7 protein-coding genes are annotated in these 4,933 nt (G+C 71.5%); 4 read left to right on the top strand and 3 right to left on the bottom strand.

The window, feature by feature from the left end:
* The first annotated feature begins 489 nt into the window (after nt 1-489).
* Together P1P70_RS40680 and P1P70_RS40675 are read left to right on the top strand one after the other, a co-directional pair.
* A complete protein-coding gene (locus tag P1P70_RS40680; RefSeq protein WP_319246924.1) occupies nt 490-1,071 on the top strand; it encodes a TMEM165/GDT1 family protein in 582 nt (193 codons plus the stop codon).
* A 177-nt stretch (nt 1,072-1,248) separates the two neighbouring features.
* Entirely contained in the window at nt 1,249-1,914 is a 666-nt protein-coding gene (locus P1P70_RS40675) for an HAD family hydrolase (protein WP_319246922.1), read from the top strand.
* A 48-nt stretch (nt 1,915-1,962) separates the two neighbouring features.
* Here the strand turns inward: P1P70_RS40675 and P1P70_RS40670 are convergent, their stop codons facing one another.
* Nucleotides 1,963-2,871, bottom strand: coding sequence for an NAD(P)-dependent oxidoreductase (locus P1P70_RS40670; protein ID WP_319246920.1), 909 nt, complete (start codon nt 2,869-2,871; stop codon nt 1,963-1,965).
* Between the two features lie 68 nt (nt 2,872-2,939).
* Between P1P70_RS40670 and P1P70_RS40665 the strand changes: the two genes are divergently transcribed.
* Nucleotides 2,940-3,302, top strand: coding sequence for a helix-turn-helix domain-containing protein (locus P1P70_RS40665; RefSeq protein WP_319246918.1), 363 nt, complete (start codon nt 2,940-2,942; stop codon nt 3,300-3,302).
* A 202-nt stretch (nt 3,303-3,504) separates the two neighbouring features.
* Nucleotides 3,505-3,690, top strand: coding sequence for a hypothetical protein (locus tag P1P70_RS40660; protein WP_319246916.1), 186 nt, complete (start codon nt 3,505-3,507; stop codon nt 3,688-3,690).
* Nucleotides 3,691-4,097: 407 nt separating this feature from the next.
* Here P1P70_RS40660 and P1P70_RS40655 read toward each other — a convergent pair whose 3' ends face one another.
* Entirely contained in the window at nt 4,098-4,418 is a 321-nt protein-coding gene (locus P1P70_RS40655) for an antibiotic biosynthesis monooxygenase (RefSeq protein WP_319246914.1), read from the bottom strand.
* A 52-nt stretch (nt 4,419-4,470) separates the two neighbouring features.
* Nucleotides 4,471-4,933 (bottom strand): peptidoglycan-binding domain-containing protein (locus tag P1P70_RS40650; protein ID WP_319246912.1); only part of this gene is annotated, 463 nt, incomplete at its 5' end.

The following is a 4,933-nucleotide window of genomic DNA, read 5'->3' as shown; positions in this document are numbered from 1 at the left end:
GGGTAATGGCCGGGCTGGTCGAGGAGCGATGGCCGGGCGGGCCGAGGAGTGATGGGGCTGCGAGCCGGGAATCCACGGCCGGGCGAGCCGGGAATCCACGGCCGGGCGGGCCGGGAATCGACGGCCGGGCGGGCCGACGAAAAGCACGGGGCGCAGCCCCTGCTTTTCAGGGGCGCGGGGAACTGCGCGACAAGCCCCCACCGGGCCCGCGGCCGCCGTACGTCCCCTGCCCCCGAGCTATGACGCGCCCGGCGTACCATGGACCCCGCAGAAGGGGAGTAGCTCTTCGCCGGACCGTCGACATACTGCTCAGCTCGTCTGAGCCGGCGCCCGGAGGCGGGTCCCGTGACGGGACCGCGCCAGCGAGACCTTCGGCAAGCAGTACACCGTCCGTGCCACCCGGCACGGACCGACCGTGTGCTGCCGTGCCGAGGTGTCGCGTCAGCGGATGATTTCTCTCGGTGGGGCGGCCCGACCGATTGAGGAACCTTGATCAGCTTCAGTGTCACGGCGCTCGTCTTCGGCGTCGTCTTCCTCGCCGAACTCCCCGACAAGACCGCTCTCGCCGGCCTCGTCCTCGGCACGCGCTACCGCGCCTCGTACGTCTTCGCCGGAGTCGCCGCCGCGTTCGCCGTGCACGTCGCGCTCGCCGTGGCGGCGGGCAGCGTCCTCACACTGCTGCCGCAGCAGATCGTGCACGCGCTCACAGGCGTGCTCTTCCTGGGCGGCGCGGCCGTGCTGCTGATGAGGAAGGACGAGGACGAGGAGGAGATCCGCAGGCCCGAGGACCAGAGCTTCTGGAAGGTCTCGGGGGCCGGTTTCATGCTCATCCTGGTCGCCGAGTTCGGTGATCTGACCCAGATCATGACGGCGAACCTCGCGGCCCGCTACGACGATCCGCTCTCCGTCGGGCTCGGGGCGGTCCTCGCCCTCTGGGCCGTGGCCGGGCTCGGCATCGTCGGCGGCAGGGCGCTGATGAAGCGGGTGCCGCTGGCGCTGATCACGCGGATCGCCGCCGTGCTGATGCTGGGGCTCGGTGTGTGGAGCCTGTGGGAAGCCGTTGCGGGATGAGTGAGCCGTACGGGTGAAGGGGTGGCGACGGACCGAAATGTTTTGTACCGTGGGGAAACAAAGTGGCTCCCGTCCGCATTCCCTGACCGGTGGGCGGGGCCGCCTTGTTTCCTCCGGGCCGCCTCGCCGGGTGCGACCCCTCCCGCGGTCCCCTTTTTCCGCGCCTTGGAGCTGCTGATGACGGCCACGACCGTGCTGACCGCTCGCGCCCTCCTGCTGGACATGGACGGCACCCTCGTCAACTCGGACGCCGCCGTGGAGCGCGTCTGGCGTCGCTGGGCCGAGCGGAACGGGCTGGACGGCGCCGACATCATGAAGGTCGTCCACGGCCGCCAGGGGTACGCCACGATGGCCGTCCTGCTGCCGGACCGGCCGATGGAGCAGAACCTCGCGGACAACGCGCGGATGCTGGCCGAGGAGACCGCCGACGTGGACGGCGTCGTCCCGATACCCGGCGCGCCCGAGTTCCTCGCCTCCCTCGTCGCCGGCGGCGTGCCGCACGCCCTCGTGACCTCGGCGGACGTGGCGCTGTCCACCGCCCGGATGGCCGCGGCCGGGCTGACACCGCCCGACGTGCGCGTCACCGCCGAGTCCGTCGGCGCGAGCAAGCCGGACCCCGAGGGCTTTCTGAAGGGGGCCGCCGAACTGGGCGTCGCGCCCGAGGACTGCGTCGTGTTCGAGGACTCCGAGGCGGGGATCCGGGCCGGGCGCGCCGCCGGGATGCGGGTCGTGGGCATCGGGGAGCGGGCCCGCCCCCATGGGCCGGACGTGGTGGTGCCGGACCTGACCGCGGTCCGGGTCGAGGTCGCCGCGGGTGGTCAGATCCGGCTCACGGTGGGCTGATGTTCCGAGTGCGCCTCGGGGCCGTGCTGGGCCTCGGGGCGCGTGGTGTCAGCGGTGGTGGTCGAGTACCTCCGTCAGCCTGGTGAAGCCGTCGTCGCCGTGGCCCTGGGCGATGGCGCGGCGGACGAAGCCCTCGGCCGACCGCATGACGCTCGCGTCGATGCCGTGCGACTCGGAGACCTCGACGACATGGGTCATGGTCGACAACGCCGAGGTGAGCGGATTGCCCTCGCCGGAGTGCCGGTCGCTGTCGACCTCCTTCGCGCCCTCCTCGAAGAGCGCCGGCAGGATCGCGGCGATCCCCTGGGCGAACGGGGTCAGCTCCTGGGCGCTGACACCCTCCGCCCGGGCCAGCGCCAGGGCATGCGTGTAACCCGTGATCGCGGTCCAGAAGAGGTCGAGCAGCGCGACGTCGAACGTGGCGGCCCGGCCGATGTCCTCGCCCAGGTGGGTGTGGGCGCCGCCCAGCGCGTCCAGCACGGGCCGGTGCGCCCGGTACAGCTCCGCGTCGCCGCTGTAGATGAACACGCCGTCCGGGGTGCCGATGACCGGCGTCGGCGTCATGATCGCCCCGTCCAGGTACGCGACGCCGTGCTCTTCCGCCCACGCGGCGGTGTCACGGGCCCGGTGCGGCGTGTCGGCGGTCAGATTGACCACCGTGCGGCCCTTGAGGGCGCCGGTGACCGCCGGGGTGCGCAGTACCGCGTCCGAGGCGTCGTAGTTGACCACGCAGACGACGGTCAGCGGGCTCGCGGCCACCGCCTCCTCCGCCGACCCGGCACTGATCGCGCCGCGCGCCACCAACTCCTCGTCCCGGCCCGGCGTCCGGTTCCAGACCGTGGTCCGCAGCCCGGCGTCGAGGAAGGCACCGGCGAGGGCGCGGCCCATCGGGCCCAGGCCGAGTACGGTGACGGCGGGGGTGCCGGCGGCGGTGTGCTCTTCGGTGTGTGCGGGCATGACTCGGTAACTCCTGTGCAGAATAGATGGGTTGGTGAATTCGCGACGGATGGGCTGGGGGAGCGGGAATGAGGCGCAGGCGTGCCCAGGACGCGAGTGTGTGCGGGGTGACCGCGGCGATCGCCGTGATCGAGGGAAAGTGGAAGACGTCGCTGCTGTGGCGGCTGGAGTCCGGTCCTCACCGTCCTGGTGAGCTGCGCCGGCTGCTGCCGGGGCTCACCGAGAAGGTGCTGACCCAGGCGCTTCGCGAGATGGAGACGGACGGGCTCGTGCACCGGGAGGTGCACGACGAGCTGCCGCTGAAGACCGTCTACTCGCTGACCCCGTTCGGCCGCGAACTCTCCGAGCTGCTGGGGCCGTTGTCGGACTGGGGACACCGACGCCTGGAGACGCTCACCGGAGCGTCACTGTCGGCGACGTCGTCGCCGTAGGCCTCACCGTCTCGTCATCGTCACGTCATCGTCTCGTCTTCCGCCCCGCTCGGTGGCGCGCCCCCGTCGGCCGCTCCCTCACCACAAGGATCGCCCGACCCCGGCCGGCCGCCAAGTACCCACAAAAAGGTGGGTACTCGGGGGCATGGGCATCGGGGTGGCGGCGCGTGTGTGCCGGTGGACGCCGTCGCGCGGAGGCCGGATGACCGGACGAACGTATCGAGGCCGAGCTGTTCACGGATCCGGGCGACGAGCGCGGTCGTCCGTCCGCCCCGCGCGCGGGAGGCCCGCGGCGCTCGTTCTTTCCGACATCGACGAGGTGTCGGCCGGCTACGCCACGACCCTGAAGGCCGACGGCATCACCGTGCTCCACCACCAGGCGCCCTGACCGCCGAGTCGTGGCGGTCAGGTGCCGGGAGGTGTTTGGCGCGGGGGTGGTAACTGCTCGCCGGGGAGTCCGTACGAGGTCGAGTTAGCTCGATCGTGTGATGGTCAGGTCGCCGGCTTGCGGTGTCGTGGGCTGATCGGGTTAACGTGCTCGGGCGATCTGGGACGCCGGGAACGGAGCCAGCGTGCGGAGCCCCCTCTCCTCCGGAGAGAAGGTTTGGGGCCTCTCCGTCGCCCTCTGTCCGTACCCACTAGGCCAGGTCGTGAGGGAACTGGCCTCCCTGGATCGGACCACGCACGCGATGCGTGTCGCCGCCCAGGGGTCGAGTACGCCGGGGACCAGTACGCCCAAGACCGTTCGGGGCGTGCGGCTGCGCATGTGCACTCATGCTCAGTCCAAAGGAACGGTCAGGCCTCGGTCTTCGGGCCCGTCTGCTGGAGGACCTCGAAGGTCCAGACGGAGGAGTCGGAGGCGGCCGGCCTGGGGCGGTCGCCCCCACCCTGGTGGGCCTGCTTCATGGGGCCCTCCATCCAGGCCTGGAAGGCGGCCTCGTCGCGCCAGCGGGTGTAGACGAGGTAGTTGTCGGTGCCGTCGACGGGGCGCAGCAGCTCGAACCACTCGAAGCCGTCGGAGTTCTCGACCACCCCGGCGCGGGAAGCGAACCGCTTCTCCAGCGTCTCGCGCTGCTCGGCCGGAACCGTGAGGACATTGATCTTGACGATGCTCATGGCCTCATCCTGCATCACCCGCGACGCCGGGGCACCGCCCGACCCCCGTCGGTCACGGTTCCTTCGTCTCGGACTCCAGGCGTTGACGGGTCACCAGACCGTAGACGCCCGGATCCTCCCTGTCCTTCGTGATGCCTCGCGTGTTCTGGTAGACGACGACGGCCTGTTCGACCTGGTCGTCGAAGTTCTGGTCGATGTCACCGGTGTAGATGCCCAACTGACGCAGCCGGAGCTGGAGTTCGGCGACCTCGGGGTCGTCGTCGCCGACGCGGAGCGTCTTCGGGACCGCGAACCGGCTGTCGTCCGCCTCGTTCGCGCCGGCGGCCGAGGAGCCGGTGGAGGCACGCGCGCTCGGCGCGCTCTGCTCGGGGCTCGGTGACACGGACGGGGACGGCGAGCCCGAGGGCTCCGAGGGTGACGGAGAGGGCGACGGGCTCTTCGTGGGACTCGGCGACCCCGCGCCGCCGCCGCTCGACGGGGCGGGAGCGGGCACCCCGCCCCCACCGCCTCGTACG

The organism is Streptomyces sp. MB09-02B (assembly GCF_033794485.1).
In the GTDB taxonomy this organism is placed as follows: Bacteria; Actinomycetota; Actinomycetes; order Streptomycetales; family Streptomycetaceae; genus Streptomyces.
This window is presented reverse-complemented; position numbering and strand designations above follow the sequence as displayed.